The organism is Sulfurimicrobium lacus, assembly GCF_011764585.1.
Classification (GTDB): Bacteria; Pseudomonadota; Gammaproteobacteria; order Burkholderiales; family Sulfuricellaceae; genus Sulfurimicrobium; species Sulfurimicrobium lacus.
The window spans coordinates 1716384-1734287 of the sequence record NZ_AP022853.1; the positions used below are offsets into that span (position 1 = coordinate 1716384).

Below are 17904 nucleotides of genomic sequence, written 5' to 3' on the forward strand. Positions count from 1 at the left end.
TTGCATATCAGTCCTTGAGGAAATCTATGGCAGATAATTCCACAATCACGATGGATCAACTCCGGGTCGGGCTGTATGTCGACCTCGAACTCAGCTGGTTCGAGCATCCCTTTGCCTTCAGCCATTTCAAGATCAAATCCGAGGACCAGATCAAGATCATCCGCAGCCTGGGGCTGAAGACCGTTCGTTATAACCCGGCCCTGAGCGATAGCGTCCCGGCGCAAAAAAATGCTGCGCCGGAAACGGCGCCGAAACCGGTTCCCGAGATGGCGTCGAAGGCTGCGCCAGAGATGTCGCAGGAGCCTGAAGTGGTTGAAACGAACCCGGACATTCTGGAGGCGATTGCGGCAAAGCGCGTCATGATGGAGCGGAACAAAGCGCAGCGCGAGGCTGCGGCGCGCATCGAGAACGCCTTCGTCAATACGGCCAAGGCCATTCGCGATATCGAGAAGGACCTTTTTGTCCGGCCGGCAGAAACCGTGCGTCAGGCGACGGAGCTCATCACGCAAATCGCCGAGTCGATTCTTTGCGCGCCGGAACTTGCCATTCATGTCATGGGCGACAAGACGGGAGGGGAAGAGCTTTATTTTCATTCCCTGAATGTCACCACGCTGTCGATGATGATGGCCCGTGAAATCCGGCTGCCGCAAGAAGTGGTCGGCGTGCTGGGGATGGGCGCGCTGTTTCACGACATCGGGTGCAAGGATATCCCGAAGCGGATTCTCATGAAGACCGAGCCGCTGACCCAGGCGGAGCGCCACCTTTTTGAAATGCATTGTCAATACGGCGTGGAAGCGGGGCAGCGCCTGAAGTTCGCGCCAGCTGTCCTGGCCATCATCGGAGAGCATCACGAGCTTTTCGATGGCAGCGGCTACCCGGAAAAACTCAAGGGCGAGTCGGTCGGATTGCTTTCCCGCATCGTAGTCATTGCCAACCACTACGATGAGCTTTGCAACCCGCTCAACGTCGCCGAAGCCCTGACGCCGAATGAGGCGCTGTCACTGATGTTCGCCAAGCTGCGCAGTAAATTCGACCCCAAGTTGTTGCAGGTCTTCATCCGGTGTCTGGGCGTGTATCCGCCGGGCACGATCGTGCAGCTTTCCAATGGCGTGATCGGCATGGTCGCCACAGTCAATACCACCAAGCCGATGAAGCCTGTGCTCGTGATTTACGACGCGAATATCCCCAAGGCAGAGGCGATTCTCGTTGACCTCGAGCGCGAAACGGATTTGATTATCGCCAAGGCCATCAGGCCGGCGCAGGTGCCGAGGGAGGTTTATAACTATCTCAGTCCACGCAAGCGGGTCAGCTATTACTTTGACGCAGGCCAGCCCGGGCAGGAAGGGGGGGCGGTATGAGCAGCCTGGCGCAATTGATGCTGGATCACAGCCCGCAAATGATGTTGCTGGTGGAGCCGATCCAGTTGCAGATCATTATGGCCAACCGGGTGACAGCCCAGAAGCTCGGGTATTCCGAGGAAAAACTGCTGGCCATGACGATCACGGATATCGAGAGCTCATTACAGGACGTCTTTTATTGGGAAGATGTCCGTAGCGGCCAATATCTAGACATCGAGGGCCACGAGGGGCTCTATCAATGTGCCGATGGTTCGATGCTGACGGTCACGAAATCCGTGCGCGTCGTCGATCATGACGGATCGCCTCTTTTGCTGGTACAGGCGAAGGACATGCAGAACGAGCGCAAGGTCGAGGATGCGCTGGAGCAAACGCTGTCGCAACTTCGGGCGACCCTGGAATCGACCGGCAACGGGATCCTGGTGGTCGATTGGCAAGGGCGCATCGCCAGCATGAACCATCTGTTCAGCACAATGTGGGCGATTCCGGAAGACCTGCTGGAGGAGCGTAACGACGTCGCCATTCTCGAATTCATGGCCGGGCATGTGGTCGAGGTCGATGCCTTTCGTTCGCGCTTGCTGGCGATCGTGGACAGAGGCGAGACCGAGGACCTTTTCCGGCTCAGGGACGGACGGGTTTTCGAATGCAAGTCGCGGCCGCAATATCTCGGCGAACACATCGTGGGCCGCGTCTTCGGGTTCGATGACATCACCGAACGCACGCGGGCGGAGGAAGCGCTGCGCGAGTCCCGCGACAAACTCGAGGAGCGCGTGCGGGCACGCACCGCTGACTTGCAGACAGCGAACGCGGCGCTGCTGGCTGACAAAGTGCGCCAGGAAGAACTGATCAAAAAACTCGAAGAAGCCCACAATCAACTGCTGCAATCGGAAAAAATGGCTTCGATTGGCCAACTCGCGGCCGGCGTGGCGCACGAGATTAATAATCCCATAGGGTTCGTGAACTCCAACCTCGGGACCTTGCAGCGTTACGTGGATAACCTGCTGAAGCTTCTGGGGGCCTACGAGAAGATCGAGGGAGCGTTGGCGGACGACATCCGGCAGGATATCCGACGCTTGAAGGGGGAAGTCGATGCCGCGTTCCTGCGAGAAGATATAGGCAATCTGCTGACCGAGTCCCTGGACGGCATGCAGCGCGTAAAACGCATTGTGCAGGACCTGAAGGATTTCTCCCACGTGGACAAGTCGGAACTGGAGTGGGCCAACCTGGAAGTGGGGCTGGACAGCACCCTCAACGTGGTGTGGAACGAACTCAAGTACAAGGCCAAAGTTGTCAAGGAATACGGGGGAATCCCGCAGATCCAATGTATTCCGTCCCAACTGAACCAGGTGTTCATGAACCTGCTGATCAATGCGGCACATGCGATCGAGGATCAGGGCCAGATCACCATCCGCACCGGCCATGACGAGAAAAACGTCTGGGTGGAAGTGCACGACACCGGCCAGGGCATCAAGCCCGAACACCTGGAGCGTATCTTCGACCCGTTCTTTACGACCAAACCCGTCGGCAAAGGCACCGGGCTTGGGCTGTCGCTATCCTACGGGATCGTGCATAAGCACGGTGGGCATATCGAGGTTAAAAGTGAAGTCGGTAAAGGATCCGTTTTCAGAGTGGTGCTGCCCATTTCGTCGCAGGAATTGACGGCATCGCCGCGGGAGTAGCCTGCGCCAGATGAAGTCGGGGATTTCCGGAAACTGCCGAATTCCGCACGGCATCCGCTATTGCATGAGCCGAATGGAAGGCGGATTATGGGGCCATCTGGCTGCCAATTTATGCCTAATCCCCACATCGTTACAGCATAAATCTGCGCAAATGAGTGTATTCACATTTATGATTAAACTACAATGAAAAAATTATGAACACACTCAACATACTACAAAGCAAAAGAGCCGAAATCTTGGCGCTTGCTGCCAAGCATGGGGCAAGCAATGTCCGCCTATTTGGTTCGGTTGTTCGTGGTGAAGACAGGGAAGACAGCGACGTGGATTTTCTGGTGGACATGCAGGAAAACCGTAGCCTGTTCGACTTGATCGGCTTGCAGCAGGACATCGAGAAGGCAATCGGCAGGAAAGTGGACGTGCTCACCCCCAACAGCATCAACCGCTACCTGAAAGACCGCATCCTCCACGAGGCTGCGCCTCTGTGACCAAAGACCGCTCTGTCTACTTACGCCATATTTACGACTGCATCGGCTGGATCAATGAATATGTGCAAGCAGGCAAGGAAGACTTCTTCCAAGACCGCAAAACCCAAGACGCTGTTGTCCGAAACCTCGAAGTAATCGGGCAAGCCGTCAAGGACTTGGGAACCGACAGCCTGACAGCCGCCCACCCCGAAACACCCTGGCCGCAAATCGCCGCCACCCGAAATTTTTTGGCGCACCAATATCTAGGTGTGGATTTGAACCTGATCTGGAATATCGTCGAACAGCACTTGCCTCAAATGGAACAGCAGATCATCACGATTGCACACGATGAAGGCATCGACCTCCATGCACCAGACACTCCAAAATCTCTGTGATTTTCGGCGGGGCTAGAACCTGGCTGCCAATGTTCAAGCATCCCTTAGGCTGTTGGCTGTCATGCCTCATCGGCAATAGCGGATAGCCAGATATTGCCTGATATAGTCAGCCTACTTTAGGCCTACTAGCACTAGAAATAAAAAAGCCCCGCATCGCTGCGAGGCTTTATTTATCTGGCTCCCCGACCTGGACTCGAACCAGGGACCTGCGGATTAACAGTCCGTCGCTCTACCGACTGAGCTATCAGGGAATGAAGAAGGCGCTATGATAATTATTTGATGCTCGTTGGTCAACTGTTATGTGCCGAACTGGGGTGCGTAACAGCCCGGTCCGGGGCGCCTGCAAAGGGTTTGCGCGGGATGGCGCGGTCTGCGGCGCGGCCAGATGGATCGGATTTTTTTCGCTACTCGTGGGAAAATAACGCCTATCCATTCCCATGAGCTTTCCATGCCGCTTGCCAAACTGCTTCCGCAACAGCTGCGCCTGACCCTTGATCCGGCGCAGCTGGGCTTTTCCGACACTTCCGAACTGGCTGCAGAGCCCTTGCCGTGGATCGGCCAGGAGCGCGCCGAGAGGGCGGCGCGTTTCGGTTTGTCGCTGGATCAGCCGGGTTATAACCTGTTCGTGCTGGGCGACGTGGGGAGCGGGCGCTCTTCCTTGCTGGAAGTGGCGATGCGCGAAGAGGCGGCGAAGCGGCCGGTGCCGCCCGATCTGTGTTATCTGCATAATTTCGACGTGCCCGAGCGGCCGATCGCCTTGCGCTTGCCGGCGGGGCAGGGGCGGGTGCTGCGCGACATGATGGCGGAACTGGCGAAGACCTTGCGGACGGAGATTCCGCGGCGCCTGTCCGGGCCGGAATTCAAGGCGGAGAGCGAGCGCATCCAGAAGGCGTTCAAGGATGAAGAGGCTGCCGTCTATGCGGAGCTGACCGCCTTTGCCGCGGAGCGCCACTTTACGCTGCACCGCGAGGACGAGCGCATGATTTTCACCCTGCTCGGCAATGGGCATGCGGTGACCGAGGATGAGATGCTGGCGCTGCCTGCGGAACGCAAGGCCGAAATCGACCGCGCCGAGCAGGAGTTGCGCGTTGAGATCACGCGCTTCGTAGAGCGCATGCGGCCCAAGGAGCGGGCGGCTAACGAGGCGCTGACCCAGCTCAAGCACCGCACGGTCAAGCCGCTGGTCGAACACGAGGTCGGCAATATCCGTGCTGCCATGAAGCAGCAGATCAAGGATTCGCTCAAGCTGGGCGGCTATCTCGATGAGGTGGCACTGGACGTACTTGCTCATCTGGAGTTGTTCGGCAGCGAAGACGCCGAGCAGCAGGCGGACCTGGCGGACGTGCTGGCGCGCTATCGCGTCAACCTGGTGGTGGATAACTGTGGCTTGTCTGGTGCGCCGTCGCTGGTGGAGGATAACCCGCTGTTTCGTTCACTGTTCGGCAGCATCGAATACCAGGTGGAAAACGATGTGCTGGTAACGGATTTCTCGCGCATTAGGGCCGGCAGCCTGCTGCGCGCCCATGGCGGCTTTCTGCTGCTGCATCTGCGCGATTTGCTCGGCGATCCGCTGGTATGGGAAAAGCTGCGCCGCTTCCTGCGTAGCGGGCGCTTGCAGATCGAGGAGCCGGATACGCTCTACGCGCCCAACCCGGCGGTGTCGCTGGAGCCGGAGGCGGTGGACGTGGCGGTGAAGATCATCCTGGTCGGCAGCCGCGAGCATTATTACGAGCTGCAGGAGGAGGAGCCGGAGTTCGGGCGCCATTTCCGCATCAAGGTGGATTTTGCCGAGAGCTTCAAGGCGGGTGCTGACTCCCACCGCGCGGCGGCTATTTTTATCGCCCACACCTGCCGCCGCATGGGCTTGTCACACTTTTCCGCCGCCGCGGTGGCGCGCCTGCTGGAGGAAATGCACCGCGAGGCGGACGACCAGTTGCGGCTTTATGCCGTGTTCGCTTACCTGGAACAGCTGGTGACGGAGAGCGCGGCTCTGGCCGGCGGCGATCTGGTGCAACGCAGCCACGTGGATGCGGCGCTGGCGGCCAAGACCTGGCGCCACGATTACCCCGACCAGCGCCTGCACGAGTCGATTGCCGAAGGCGAATTGCTGATCGCGGTGCAGGGCGAACGGGTGGGGCGCATCAACGGCCTGACCCAGATCGACCTGGGCGACCACCGTTTCGGTATGCCGGTGTGCGTTTCGGCGCGCACTTTCCCCGGCAAGGAAGGGGTGCTCAACATCGAGCGCGAGGTGCAGATGTCCGGCCCGATCCACGACAAGGGCGTGTTCATCCTGCAGGCCTATTTCGCGACGCTGTTCGCCCATCTCGGACCGCTGTCGGTGAACGGTGCGCTGGTGTTCGAGCAGGAATACCACGGCGTGGAGGGCGATTCCGCCTCCTGCGCAGAGCTTTATGTCTTGCTCTCGAGCCTGTCCGGTCTGCCGATCCGCCAGGGGATCGCCGTTACCGGCGCGCTGAACCAGTTCGGCGAAGTGCTGCCGGTCGGCGGGCTGAACGAGAAGATTGAAGGCTTCTTCCGCGTCTGCAGTGAGGCCGGGCTGGACGGCACCCAGGGCGTGATCATACCGTCGCGCAATGTCTCGCAGCTGATGCTCAACGCGGAAGTGGTCGAGGCGGTCGAGCAGGGAAAATTCCACCTCCACGTCATCGACGAGGTGGGCGAGGCGCTGGAACTGCTCATGGGCGAGCCGGCCGGAGAGCTCGACGAAAACGGCATTTACCCGCACGGTAGCGTGCTGGGGCTGGCGCAGAAAACCTTGATGCATTACCGCCGCATCTGTCATCTGGCGGATCACCCCAAATCGGGGCGCAAGACGCGCCACGGGACATACTAGATATGGAACTGGGGCTGATCGGCTTTTTCGCTGCTTTGGTATGGTTCTGGGTCGACAGCATGGCCGCGCGGGAAGCGGCCGAAGTCGCGGGCAAGCGGGCCTGCCGCGAGGAGGGCGTGCAGTTTCTCGACGATACCGTGGCCTTTGCCAAACTGGGCTTCGGCCGAGACGGCTGGGGCCACCTTAAGCTCCGCCGCACCTACCGCTTCGAGTTCAGCGACACCGGCGATAACCGGCTCAAAGGCATGGTGGTGATGCTGGGGCGCAAGGTGGAAACCCTGGATCTGGAACGCCGTTATATCGAGGTCATGACACCTGAAGTAATTCGACCTCAAATACCAGCGTGGCGTTGGGAGGGATCACGCCGCCCGCACCACGGGCACCATAGCCGAGATGAGGAGGAATCGTGAGCTTGCGCACGCCGCCCGTTTTCATGCCCTGCACGCCTTCGTCCCAGCCCTTGATGACGTGTCCGGCGCCGAGGGGGAAGGCGAACGGGTCGTTGCGATCCTTGCTGGAATCGAACTTGGTGCCGTCCGTGAGCCAGCCGGTATAATGCACCGATACCCGCTGGCCAGCCTTTGCTTCGTCGCCTGTGCCCGGGGTAACGTCTTCGTAGATCAGCCCGCTTTCGGTGGTGATTTCAGCCATGGGAACTCCGCTTCAGTTGGAAAAAAAGGCATTATGCCAGAGCCTGCCGCGGGCTTGAAATCAAACTTGCCGAGCTGTTCAAAAATCCTTTAGGATTGCACACCTATGACCATTATCGCAGTCTTCAATCAAAAGGGTGGTGTCGGCAAGACCACTACCAGTCTCAACCTTGTGGGCGCACTGGCGCGCGGCGGGCTCGACCCGCTGGCCATCGACCTCGATCCGCAGGCCCACCTCACCATCATCGGTGACGTGCCGGTGGCTTCCGGCACGGACAGCATGTTCGGCTTCTATACCGAAGCCAGCTCCCTGTCCGAACTGGTGCGCAAGTTCCCCATCGGCGGCAACATCATTCCTTCGCACATGGAGCTGTCCAAGGTGGACGCCCTCCAGGGCAAGGGCCTCAAGTCGGTGATGCGCCTCAGGAACGCCATCCAGGCGGAGATGCTGGAGCACGAGGGCGCGCCGATCGTGATCGACTGCTGCCCCATGCTCAACGTGCTGTCGCTCAACGCCATTTTCGCCTCGCGTAAGTTGCTGGTGCCGATTTCGGCGGATTTTCTCTCGGTGAAGGGGGCGATCCAGCTGGAGAACACCCTCAAGGCGCTCGAGCATGTGGTGAAAAAACGCATCGAGCGGCGCTACGTAGTGACTCGCTTCGACTCGCGGCGCCGCATGGCGCACGATATCGTGTCGCAGCTGCGCGAGCGTTTCGGCGCCGAGTTGTGCACTACCCACATCACGGAAAACGTCAGCCTGGCGGAAAGCCCGGCCTACAACAAGGATGTCTTTACCCATGCGCCGCACAGCCAGGGTGCGAAGGATTACGATGCCCTGGTGACGGAGCTGGCGGAAACCGGTTTCCTCTGATGCCGGCCGGATTGCGATGAGGCCCGGTGTTTAAGCGCAATTCCTCCTTCATCATCGCCACCGGTTTCGGCATCGCCGTCGCGCTGATGCTGGCCATCACCTTTATCGGTACTTCCCGGATGTACGCCATCAAGGGCGAGATGGAAGCGATCGTGAGCCAGAACAGTGCCCAAACCGAATATGTGTCTACCATGCGCGCTGTGGCACGGGAGCGGGTTGTCAACCTGTATGCCATGACCATGCTGGAGGATCCTTTCGCGAAGGATGAGGCTTTCCAGCGCTACCAGAGCCTGGCCAACGATTTTATTGCAGCGCGCATCCGGCTGGAGAAAATGCAACTTAACCAGGCGGAGCGCGGTGCGCTGCAGGATGCGCTGCGCCTCGTCGGCATGGCCTCGGAATATCAGCAACAGGTGGCGGAACTGGTGATGGAAAACGACACCCCCGCAGCCCACCGTATTCTGCTGCAAAAGGTCATCCCGGTGCAGGACAAGATATTCGTGCAGTATTCCCACCTGCTCGACATGCAGGCGCAGTCGACACGGCGGGCGATGGCGGCGGCCGATGAGGCTTTCCGTTTCGCCACGCTGATCATGCAATTGAGCGGGGCGGGCGCGGTGCTGGTGGTGCTGGGCTTTTCCGCTTATGTCATCCGGCGCACGCGCCGGATCGAGGATGCCTTGTTCCAGGAAAAAGAGCTGGCGCAAGTCACGCTGCATTCCATCGGCGATGCGGTGATTACCACCGATGAAAAAGGGCAGGTGGATTATCTCAATGCCGTGGCCGAGATAATGACCGGCTGGACCCTTTCGGAAGCGCGCGGCAAGGCGCTGCGCGAGGTATTCCATGTGGTGGATGAAGCGACGCGGGAGCAGATCACGCATCTCGCCAGCCATGCGCTGCCGGACGGCGAAGTAGTCGGGCTCAAGAGCCAGTCGCTGCTGCTGCGGCGCGGCGATGGCAAGGAATTTACCGTCGAGGACCGCTTGTCGCCGATCTGCAACCGCGACGGCGACGTGATCGGCTCAGTGGTGGTGTTCCACGACGTGTCCCAGGCACGCCACATGGCCAACCAGCTTTCCTGGCAGGCGTCCCACGATGCCCTGACCGGCCTGCTCAACCGGCGCGAGTTCGAACGCCTGCTGCAGGAACTGGTCGATAATGCTGTCTTGGATGGCAAGCATCACGCCGTGCTGTTCATGGACCTGGACCAGTTCAAGGTGGTCAACGATACCTGCGGCCACATGGCGGGAGATGAACTGCTGCGCCAGCTGGTGGCGGTGTTCGTGGCGCGCGGCCGTGATTCCGACGTGGTGGCGCGCATTGGCGGAGACGAATTCGGCATGCTGCTGTACGGCTGCCCGCTGGAACCAGCTTTGCGTCTGGCAAACGAGATTCGCGAGGCGGTGCTGGGTTTTCGTTTCATGTGGCAGGACAAATCCTTTGAAGTCGGCATCAGCATCGGCCTGGTTGAGATAACCGCGTCGAGCGGCAACCCCGCCACGGTGATGAGCAATGCGGACGCAGCCTGTTATGCCGCCAAGGAGGGGGGGCGCAACCGCGTGCAGGTCTACCTGGAAGATGACATCGAACTGGCGAGACGGCACGGCGAAATGCAATGGATCTCGCGCATCAGCAAGGCTTTCGAGGAAGATCGTTTCCGCCTTTATTACCAGGAAATCGCGGCGGTGATGCCGCACCAGCGGGACACGCAGCATTTCGAAGTATTGTTGCGCATGCTCGATGAAGAAGGGAAGCTGGTTCCGCCAGACGCATTCATTCCGGCCGCCGAGCGTTACAACTTGATGCCGACCGTAGACCGCTGGGTGATCCGCACCCTGTTCAGCTCGCGTAGCGCGGAATGGCGCCGCTTGTGGGAGGAATACGAAGACAAGGAGGAACCTTTCCCGGTCCTGTGCGCGGTGAATCTTTCCGCTACCAGCTTCAACGATGACATGTTCCCGGCGTTTCTCAAGGAGCAGTTCGAGTATTACCGCATGCCGCCCCAGGCGTTGTGTCTCGAAATCACGGAAACTTCCGCGATCGCCAATCTCAACAAGGCTTCGAACTTCATGCGCGAGCTCTCCAAATTGGGGTGCAGATTCGCGCTCGACGATTTCGGCAGCGGCATGTCTTCCTTCGCCTATCTCAAGGATCTCCCGGTGCACTATCTGAAAATCGACGGTGCTTTCGTGCGCGGCATGGACAAGAACCCGGTCAACCACGCCATGGTCGAGGCGATCGCCCATATCGCCAGCGTCATGGGCATCGAAACCGTGGCGGAATTCGTCGAGGACCGGGCGCTGATCGAGAAGCTCGCGATTCTGGGCGTGGACTACGCCCAGGGTTATGGCATCCACAAACCGGCGCCGATGGAAGGTATCGACTATGGTCAGACACGCTCTTAAGAAACGCTCGAAAAAAGCCGGCCTGCCGCCGGGTTCGCTGGTGCATATCGGTGACAAGAAGACCGAGGCGGTGACGGCCAATGTGCTGGACTATGCCGAGGATCATTGCAGCGAAACTGCACTGATCGAGATCGAGCAGTGCATCGTTTACCGCGACATGCCGAGCATTACCTGGGTGGATATCGAGGGTGTGCACGACATACAGGTGCTGGAAAAGATCGGCCAGTGCTTCGGCCTGCACCCGCTGGTAATGGAGGATATCCTCAACACCGACCAGCGCCCCAAGATCGAGGATTACGGCGATTATCTCTATATCGTGCTGCGCATGCTGGGCAACGGCAGTGAATCGGGGGACATCAGTTCGGAGCAGGTGAGCCTGATCCTTGGCAAAAATTTTGTGCTTTCCATCCAGGAGGGCGCCAAAGGCGACGTGTTCGAGCCGGTGCGCACACGTATCCGCAGCAACAAGGGGCAGATTCGCATGCTGGGTGCGGATTATCTCGCCTATTCGCTGATCGACGCGGTGGTGGACAACTATTTCATCATCCTGGAAAAAATCGGCGAGCGTGTCGAGTTGCTGGAGGAAACCCTGATCAGTGACCCCGGTCCGCAAACCCTGCACCTGATCCACAATCTCAAACGCGAGATGATCTACCTGCGCAAGTCGGTGTGGCCCCTGCGCGAAGTGGTGAGCGGCATGCAGCGCCGCGATTCGGCGCTGATACGCGAGAGCACCGGCATTTATCTGCGCGACGTGTACGACCACACCATCCAGGTGATCGACACCGTCGAAACTTTCCGCGACATGCTGTCGGGGATGCTCGACATCTATCTTTCCAGCATCAGCAACCGCACCAACGCGGTGATGAAGGTGCTTACCGTGATCGCTACCATCTTCATTCCGCTGACCTGGATTGCCGGGGTTTACGGCATGAATTTCAAAAACATGCCGGAACTGTCCTGGGTCTACGGTTATCCGGCAGTGTGGGTGCTGATGATCTTCGTCGCCATCGGCATGGTGATTTATTTCAAGATAAAAAAGTGGTGGTGAAACAATGACGAAGCTGGTTCTTGCTGGCGACATAGGAGGCACAAAAACCCTGCTGCAACTGGTGGAGGTGCAGGGCGACACGCGCCATATGGTCTATGAGCGGCGTTTCGACAGCGCGGCGCATGGCGATTTCAACGGCATCGTGGGGGAATTCGTGTATGCCGCCGGATTCATTTCTGCCGCCGCCCAGCCCATTGTGGCGGCGTGCTTCGGCGTGGCCGGACCGATTCACGGGCAGAGCGCGAAAATCACCAACCTGCCGTGGTCCATCAACGCCGGCGCGGTGGGCGCCGAATTCGGCATTGCCAAAGTGCATCTGATCAACGATTTTGCCGCCGTCGGCTACGGCATCGAGGCGCTGCATCCGGACGACCTGGCCACCCTGCAGGCGGGGGAAGATGAGCCTCATGGCACGCGCGCCGTGCTGGGGGCCGGAACCGGCCTGGGCGAGGGCCTACTGCTGTGGCGGGGAGACCATTATGAGGCGCTGCCGTCGGAAGGCGGGCACGTGGATTTCGCGCCTGCCGATAGCGAGCAGGTCGGCCTCCTGAATTATCTGCAGCCGCTTTTCGGACATGTCTCGTACGAGCGCATTCTGTCCGGGTCCGGGTTGGTCAAAATCTTCGAATACGTCACCGAGCACGGTCTGGCGAAGGCGACGCCGCAATTGCAGGCCGCCATGCTTGAAATCGATCCCGCCGCGGTCATCTCCGAATACGGCCTCGACGAACGCGATCCGGCGGCACTCAAGGCGCTGGATATGTTCGTCGCCATTTACGGCGCCCAGGCGGGCAATCTGGCGCTGACCCTGCTGGCCTCGGGCGGCGTGTACGTGGCAGGCGGCATCGCGCCGAAAATTATCGCCAAACTCAAGCGCGGCGGTTTCGTGCGCGCTTTCAACGACAAGGGGCGCTTTGCCGCCTTGCTGCAGCGTATCCCGGTGCGGGTGGTGATGAACCAGAAAGTCGGCCTGATGGGTGCCGCCCTGGTGGCGAGCAGGCTGGCGGACAGGAATCAAGTAGAATAGCGGGCAAGACAAACTCCGGGAAACGATCATGAACGACGAAACACAAGAAATATTCGAGCCGAAAAACGATCTTGAACACAAACTGCTGGCCGCGGCCAACGGCGAGATAAGCAGCGAGGAACTGGTTGCCGGTCTGCTCGATGCGCAGGTGTTCATGCCGGTGGAGGACGAGGACATCGAGATCAAGGGTTTCCAGCGCTCCACCAAGGCTCGCCCGCTGGTGGTGCAGGCGGAGGAGGGGATTCATGTCCTGGTGCTGTTCAGCAGCCCGGAGCGTGCCAAGGTGGTGGTGCAGGAATTTCCAAAATTCGGCGGCGGCTTGCTGGCCGAATTTCGCTGGGTACTGGAGCGCATCGACGCCGGTGCCGGCGTGACCATCAATCCGGGCTGGGAAATCGGCATCGATCTGGATCCCGAAACCATCGCGCAACTGGCGCAGGAACTGCTCGCGGAAAAAGCCAAACTGCACTGAGGCGTTAGTCAGTGGCCCCCTCCCCTTCAAGGGGAGGGCTGGGGTGGGGATGGGGGTGAATCGGTTGCCGCACTGGTAACCCATCCCCCTCCCAACCTCCCCCTTGAAGGGGGAGGGGCAAGCCGGGTGGTTGTTTAATTCAGCAGCGGATGGTCCTTGGGCAATTGCTTCGAGTACCAGATTGCCAGTTTGTGGCGCAAGGTCTTTTCCGCAACCTGTTCCTCGGGCAGGGGCTGAATGACTTTGTCGTGAACGAGCAGGCGGTAGATATAGAGCAGCTTTTCGCTGGCGGAATCCGTCGCTTCAAATTCGACCACGCCGCGTCCTTCGGCGTATTTCACGCCCGCGAGCATCGCGCCTTTGAACAATTCAGCTTCATGCTTCAGGGGTTTCATCGCACTCTCCGCATTCCTGGTTGAGGAATATGCATTGTGCACCGGCTGCAAGCGGAAATCAGCCTTCTGCTCTTACGCTGAGTTCAAATATCCAGGTCGAAAGAGTGGGGCGCTTCGTTCAGGTCGTCGTAAGGGGTATGTTGGTGCACGAAAAGCGGTAGTTGTAGCGCATGCGCTGTCTGCCCTGGCGCCGGCAGCAAAAAACTGCCGATGTCGAGCCATTTCACCGCCCCGTTCGGCAGGGTGCCGAACATGCTGTTAGCCATATCTTGAGAGAGTTTTTCAATACTGCCACCGTGCTCCACGAACACCGCGCATTCGAACAGGCCGCCGTGCGCGTCGAGGATTTCGATGCGGTCGTGAACCGCCAGCAGGGCGTTGTGCAGGCCGAGCTTGCTGGCCGGGTGAACGGAGTAGTCCAGCCAGCACGGCTTGCCGTCCTCCCCGCAGTATTCCTCGGGGAGTTGGGACGACCAGTAGCGGACGATGAATTTCATTGGTGGCGCTGTCAGGTTTTGCCTCACGGCTCGTGAGATCTGGCCTCGCGGAATACCGCGCGGCCAGATCATTCTCCTGCAACGCCCATGTCCTGTCCATAACGTGCTTGAGGCGCGACAGACAGTCCCTTTGCGCAGCGCGAAGCTGGCGCTACGCTCATTCACCCATGTTGCTATTCCACTGAGCCGAACGATCTGTCGCTGCTGTAGGCCGGCAATGGCAGCCCGGCAATGCGGCTGCCCTGGCTGACCGGGCCGCCGGGAAAGAGGCGGTAAAGGTATTTTCTGCCTCCTTGCTCAGCGAACTCCTCTTCCAGACAGTGCAGCAGGATGCGCCCACTTGATGCCAGGCCACATTCCTCGTAGTGCTCGCGCATGAAACAGACAACTTCCCAGTGTTCGGGCGTAAGTGTGATTCCTTCTTTTGCAGCGAATTCCCTGGCAATGTCTTCGGACCAGGGGTCGAGTTCTTCCAGGCTGCAGGGCATGTCGCTCGACGAACGTTCCGCGGCGGCAATGGCTTGATTGATGTCTAACATGATTAGTCCCTCCTTTGCGCGAGGCGGGTTGCTGTAAACAACCGCCTCATTGACCCAAATCCTAACGGGATTGTGTTCAATCTGTTAGACGCTGCAAAGGAGGGCTGGTTCTGAGGATGTGCGCGTCCTGTTAAGCGACGCCCAGCGCCTTTTTGACCACGGCCAGCATTTCCGGTGTGTAGTCGAGCTTGAGGGCGGCTTCGTGGCCTTGTTCCGACATCTTCTTCCAGGTCTTGCGCAGGATGTCGAGTAGCTTTTCCTCTTCGTAATGGCTGTATTTTGTCACGAACGCTTCCAGGTAATGCTGCAGGAAAGTCAGGTCGATGATGTCTTCGAGCGCCTGTGTTTCCGGGTTGAGCTTGAGTTTTTCCTTGCGCAGCAGGGACTTGACCTTGGAGATAATCTCTTCGTCATAGCCGACTTCGCGCATGATTTCGCCGGCGGTTTCGCCGTGATACTTGTACAGGAAGGTGCGCCACTGCATGTACCCGGCCTTGTCCATCGGATAGGTGTCGCGCGGAATTTTCCAGCGGCAGATGTGCTGGGCGCGCACGGCGAGCTGCAACGCTTCGGATGCGTCGGGGGCGAAACGCTGCTGCATGGCGCTCATGCGCTGGGCGTAAAGCAGTTCCTTGGGGTATTCCTTGCCGTCGAATACTTCCTTGTTGGGGTCCTGCGCATTGGCGGCGTCAAACTTGGCGATCGCCTGGTCGAAGCGGGATTTATCAGAAATCATATATGCCGTCCTTGATTCGGAACAAGAAAATGGAAAAGTATATCACCAAACTCTGATGGAGGAGGAAGCGGCTGTAGCAAGTGTTTATAGAGTGGAGCGGGGACTTCGGAACGAATGCCGAGCAGAGGATTGCGCTATACGACCGATTCCGAACAGGACGGATTTGGGGCAAAAAAAACCGCCGGGTTTTACCCCCGGCGGTTTCTTCGCTTCAGCTTGCAGGAACTGATTACAGTTCGCTGGAGTGCTTCGCCAGGTACTCGGCAACACCCTTGGTGTCGGCCTTCATGCCTGCCTTGCCCTTGTTCCAGCCAGCGGGGCAGACTTCGCCGTGCTGTTCGGTGAATTGCAGGGCGTCGACCATGCGCAGCATTTCGTCGATGTCGCGACCCAGCGGCAGGTCGTTCACGATCTGGTGGCGCACGGTGCCGCTCTTGTCGATCAGGAAGGAGCCGCGGAAGGCGACGCCGGCACCGGCTTCGACGTCATAAGCCTGGCAAATTTCGTGCTTGATGTCGGCCACCAGCGGGTATTGCACCTGGCCGATACCGCCATTGTTGACCGGGGTGTTTTTCCATGCGAGGTGGGTGAACTGGGAGTCGATGGACACGCCGATCACTTCCACGTTGCGGTCCTTGAATTCTTTCAGACGGTGGTCGAAAGCGATCAGCTCGGACGGGCATACGAAGGTGAAGTCGAGCGGGTAGAAGAAAACCACCGCATACTTTTCCTTGATGTGGGTCTTGAGGTTGAAGCTTTCTTCGATGTTGTTGTTGCCCATTACCGCTGCAGCGGTGAAATCCGGAGCGGCCTTGCCGACGAGAACTGCCATGGTGATTTCCTTTTCGGGTGGTTGATCGGGGAAAAATGCTGATTGTATTTAGAATTAGTCCAAAGTGCAAACCGAATTTTACGCGGGTTCAGGTTTGAAGCGCAACACCCGGTGGTCGGAAGCATATCTTGAAGGATGTCTGTCCGCCATCCTTATTCACTCGCCTTTGGCAGGGTAAAGAAGAACGTGGCGCCCTTGTCGACCTCGGCTGTTGCCCATATGCGGCCGCCGTGGCGCTGCAGGATGCGGTGCACCGTGGCCAGGCCGACGCCGGTCCCTTCGAATTCCTTGCCGTGCAGGCGCTGGAAGGCCCCGAATAGCTTTTCCGCATAGCGCATGTCGAAACCGGCGCCATTGTCGTGCAGGACATAAACCGTCTCGCCATCGACCCGTGTCCGGTCGAGCACTACCTTGGGCTGTGTCGTGTGAGCGGTATATTTCCACGCATTGCCGAGCAGGTTTTCCAGCATGATGCGCAGTAACTGCGGGTCTGCCTGAACACGCATGTCCGGCTCCACGGTAAATTCCACCGCCCTATGGGGAAACTGTTCCCGAAGTTGTTCGGCCACGACGCTCGCGAGTTCGCTCATATTGACGTTTTGGAGCTGCATCTCGTAACGTGTCACGCGCGACAGCAACAGCATGGCGTCGATCAGTTCGCCCATGCGGCCTGCACCCTTGCGGATTCGGTCCAGGTAATCCTGAGCCTGACCGTCCAGAGAGGCGCCGTAATCTTCCAGCAGTGCCTGGCTGAAGCCGTCAATGGCGCGCAGTGGAGCGCGCAGGTCGTGGGAGACTGAGTAACTGAACGTCTCCAGTTCCTTGTTGGCCGTCTGCAGGTCCTGTGTGCGCTGCTCGATGCGTTCTTCCAGATGCTGGTTGAGCTCGAGCAGTTCCTGCTCGCGCTCGCGAATGTTCTGCATCAACGCGTTGTAGGTTTCCCCGATTTCCTGAATTTCGCGCGGGCCCTTGAGCTGTGCAGGCTCGCCCAGGTTGCCCAGGCGTGCGTCATGCATGGTCGTGGCAAGCATTTCGAGCGGGCGGCTGATTCTGCGCAAAATTATCAATATGGCGGAAACCAGCAGCAGCGAGAAACCCAGCGCAGCGAACAGATTGCTGAAGAAAATATTGCGGCGCGCCTGGCTCAACCCCTCTTTGCTCAGGGCCAGGTGGACTTCGCCCAGATTTTCGCTGGCCTCGCTGGAGGCGCTGCTGAGCAGTGCAAGTTCCGGGCTTAGCGGGTCGCTGGAGGGCGGGGCGGCGCTCATTACTTTCTGGGTAAAAAGCCAGGCATCGGGCGTTTCCGTAATGGATTTGCCACCTGCTGCGGCTTTGGGGTATTGCCAGGCGTTTTTGTTGCTACGGTCTTTCTGGTAAACCAGCTTGCCCCCCCTGCTGACCACTCGGATATCCATCACCAACGGGTTGGCCAGTAACGAGGCCGCGGTATCCGCCACGCTTTCGCCGCTCTCGTAGAGCAGGGCCAGGTCGCTGCGACTGGCGAGGGTGTCGGTCATTTGTTCGCCCAGGCGAACATAGTGCGAAGCGACCTCTTGCGTCGACAGCCATGCGGTAACCAGTCCCATCACCAGCGCCGCGAGCAGCATCAGCGGGATAGTCGTGGCCGCCAGCAGCTGGCGTAGGTTCAGGCGCGATAGCTGGTCAGATAAGCGCAT

18 protein-coding genes and 1 tRNA gene are annotated in these 17904 nt (G+C 59.0%); 11 read left to right on the forward strand and 8 right to left on the reverse strand.

Features of this window, described 5'->3' with window-relative positions; all coding sequences use genetic code 11:
• The first annotated feature begins 26 nt into the window (after window positions 1–26).
• The 4 genes from SKTS_RS08480 to SKTS_RS08495 all read left to right on the forward strand — a co-directional run bounded on the left by SKTS_RS08480 (window position 27) and on the right by SKTS_RS08495 (window position 3893).
• A complete protein-coding gene (locus tag SKTS_RS08480; RefSeq protein ID WP_173063209.1) occupies window positions 27–1358 on the forward strand; it encodes a cyclic di-GMP phosphodiesterase in 1332 nt (443 codons plus the stop codon).
• Window positions 1355–3034: an ATP-binding protein gene (locus tag SKTS_RS08485; protein WP_173063212.1), complete on the forward strand. Its 1680-nt coding sequence runs from the start codon at window positions 1355–1357 to the stop codon at window positions 3032–3034. The genes SKTS_RS08480 and SKTS_RS08485 overlap by 4 nt, the downstream gene beginning before the upstream one ends.
• A gap of 194 nt (window positions 3035–3228) precedes the next feature.
• On the forward strand, window positions 3229–3519 hold the full coding sequence (locus SKTS_RS08490) for a nucleotidyltransferase family protein (RefSeq protein ID WP_173063215.1): 291 nt from the start codon (window positions 3229–3231) through the stop codon (window positions 3517–3519).
• On the forward strand, window positions 3516–3893 hold the full coding sequence (locus SKTS_RS08495; protein ID WP_173063218.1) for a HepT-like ribonuclease domain-containing protein: 378 nt from the start codon (window positions 3516–3518) through the stop codon (window positions 3891–3893). Before SKTS_RS08490 ends, SKTS_RS08495 begins: the two co-directional genes overlap by 4 nt.
• A 175-nt stretch (window positions 3894–4068) precedes the next feature.
• Here SKTS_RS08495 and SKTS_RS08500 read toward each other — a convergent pair.
• Window positions 4069–4144 (reverse strand) — tRNA-Asn (locus SKTS_RS08500).
• A 197-nt stretch (window positions 4145–4341) separates the two neighbouring features.
• On the opposite strand from SKTS_RS08500, the gene SKTS_RS08505 reads away from it, so the two are divergent.
• Together SKTS_RS08505 and SKTS_RS08510 are read left to right on the forward strand one after the other, a co-directional pair.
• Window positions 4342–6750: a Lon protease family protein gene (locus SKTS_RS08505; protein WP_173063221.1), complete on the forward strand. Its 2409-nt coding sequence runs from the start codon at window positions 4342–4344 to the stop codon at window positions 6748–6750.
• A gap of 59 nt (window positions 6751–6809) precedes the next feature.
• Entirely contained in the window at window positions 6810–7160 is a 351-nt protein-coding gene (locus SKTS_RS08510) for a DUF3301 domain-containing protein (protein ID WP_244617506.1), read from the forward strand.
• Here SKTS_RS08510 and SKTS_RS08515 read toward each other — a convergent pair.
• Window positions 7057–7401, reverse strand: a complete 345-nt coding sequence (locus SKTS_RS08515) for an FKBP-type peptidyl-prolyl cis-trans isomerase (protein ID WP_173063226.1) — start codon at window positions 7399–7401, stop codon at window positions 7057–7059. The genes SKTS_RS08510 and SKTS_RS08515 overlap by 104 nt on opposite strands.
• A gap of 105 nt (window positions 7402–7506) precedes the next feature.
• On the opposite strand from SKTS_RS08515, the gene SKTS_RS08520 reads away from it, so the two are divergent.
• Genes SKTS_RS08520 through SKTS_RS08540 form a run of 5 tightly spaced genes read left to right on the forward strand, consistent with a single transcriptional unit; the run spans window position 7507 to window position 13229 of the window.
• Window positions 7507–8271: a ParA family protein gene (locus SKTS_RS08520; protein ID WP_173063229.1), complete on the forward strand. Its 765-nt coding sequence runs from the start codon at window positions 7507–7509 to the stop codon at window positions 8269–8271.
• A 26-nt stretch (window positions 8272–8297) separates the two neighbouring features.
• Window positions 8298–10679, forward strand: coding sequence for an EAL domain-containing protein (locus SKTS_RS08525; RefSeq protein WP_173063232.1), 2382 nt, complete (start codon window positions 8298–8300; stop codon window positions 10677–10679).
• Entirely contained in the window at window positions 10660–11730 is a 1071-nt protein-coding gene (corA, locus tag SKTS_RS08530) for a magnesium/cobalt transporter CorA (RefSeq protein ID WP_173063235.1), read from the forward strand. Before SKTS_RS08525 ends, corA begins: the two co-directional genes overlap by 20 nt.
• 4 nt (window positions 11731–11734) lie before the next feature.
• Window positions 11735–12757 carry a glucokinase gene (locus SKTS_RS08535; protein ID WP_173063238.1) on the forward strand — a complete coding sequence of 341 codons (1023 nt, stop codon included), beginning with the start codon at window positions 11735–11737 and terminating at the stop codon, window positions 12755–12757.
• A gap of 28 nt (window positions 12758–12785) precedes the next feature.
• Window positions 12786–13229: an SseB family protein gene (locus tag SKTS_RS08540; RefSeq protein WP_173063241.1), complete on the forward strand. Its 444-nt coding sequence runs from the start codon at window positions 12786–12788 to the stop codon at window positions 13227–13229.
• A 134-nt stretch (window positions 13230–13363) separates the two neighbouring features.
• On the opposite strand, the gene SKTS_RS08545 is transcribed toward SKTS_RS08540, so the two are convergent.
• The 6 genes from SKTS_RS08545 to SKTS_RS08570 form a co-directional block, all read right to left on the reverse strand.
• Window positions 13364–13624 carry a DUF5062 family protein gene (locus SKTS_RS08545; protein WP_173063244.1) on the reverse strand — a complete coding sequence of 87 codons (261 nt, stop codon included), beginning with the start codon at window positions 13622–13624 and terminating at the stop codon, window positions 13364–13366.
• A gap of 83 nt (window positions 13625–13707) precedes the next feature.
• Complete coding sequence (locus tag SKTS_RS08550; RefSeq protein WP_173063247.1) at window positions 13708–14121, reverse strand: hypothetical protein; 414 nt, start codon at window positions 14119–14121, stop codon at window positions 13708–13710.
• A 173-nt stretch (window positions 14122–14294) separates the two neighbouring features.
• On the reverse strand, window positions 14295–14660 hold the full coding sequence (locus tag SKTS_RS08555; RefSeq protein ID WP_244617480.1) for a TusE/DsrC/DsvC family sulfur relay protein: 366 nt from the start codon (window positions 14658–14660) through the stop codon (window positions 14295–14297).
• A gap of 130 nt (window positions 14661–14790) precedes the next feature.
• A complete protein-coding gene (locus tag SKTS_RS08560; RefSeq protein WP_173063250.1) occupies window positions 14791–15396 on the reverse strand; it encodes a DUF4202 domain-containing protein in 606 nt (201 codons plus the stop codon).
• Window positions 15397–15625: 229 nt separating this feature from the next.
• The gene (locus SKTS_RS08565) at window positions 15626–16228 is read right to left on the reverse strand and encodes a peroxiredoxin (protein ID WP_173063253.1); all 603 of its coding nucleotides are present in this window, start codon (window positions 16226–16228) and stop codon (window positions 15626–15628) included.
• 152 nt (window positions 16229–16380) lie between these two features.
• Entirely contained in the window at window positions 16381–17904 is a 1524-nt protein-coding gene (locus SKTS_RS08570) for an ATP-binding protein (protein WP_173063256.1), read from the reverse strand.